The sequence below is a fragment of the Kitasatospora putterlickiae genome, from assembly GCF_039527695.1.
Taxonomy (GTDB): Bacteria; Actinomycetota; Actinomycetes; order Streptomycetales; family Streptomycetaceae; genus Kitasatospora; species Kitasatospora putterlickiae.
In genome coordinates, this window is sequence record NZ_BAAAKJ010000065.1 from 4,146 (window position 1) to 4,705 (window position 560).

1 protein-coding gene is annotated in these 560 nt (G+C 78.4%); it reads right to left on the reverse strand.

The features are described from left to right. Nucleotides 1–560: PfkB family carbohydrate kinase (locus ABD308_RS07440; RefSeq protein ID WP_344329559.1), on the reverse strand; the 560-nt coding region annotated here is incomplete at both ends.

Genomic DNA, 560 nt, shown 5'->3' on the forward strand with positions numbered 1-560 from the left:
CGCCGGCGGGGCCGCGGGTGACCGCGACGGTGGCCGGGCCGAGGCCGAGCCAGTGGCGGGCGGCCTCCTCGGGGGTGCGGTCGGGGTAGAGCCAGCCGAGGTCCTCGTCGCTGGCCTTGACCAGGTCGCTGAGCGCCACGCAGCGCTCCACCCGGCGGACGGCCTCGGCGTGCTCGCCCATCAGCGCGGGCCGCACGTTGGGGTCGTAGCTGACGCCCGCCCGGCCGCGCCACCGTTCGACCAGGGCGAGCACGACCGCCGCGCCGGGCGCCGTGACGGCGGCGATCGAGCCGATGTGCAGGTGCCCGGGCGGGAAGGGGAGGTCGACCGGCGGAAGCGTCCAGCCGATGTCGAAGGCGTACCGCGCCCGCCCCTCGGCGTCCAGTCGCACCACCGCCGACGGGGTGCGCGGACCGCCGCCCCCGTCCGACGGCCCGCGCAGCAGCACGACACCCGCCGCCTCCAGGTGGGCGCGGATCAGCCGGCCGTACGCGTCGTCGGCGAGCTCGGTGAGCAGGGCGACGGGCTCCCCCAGCCGGGCCAGCCCGTACGCGACGTTG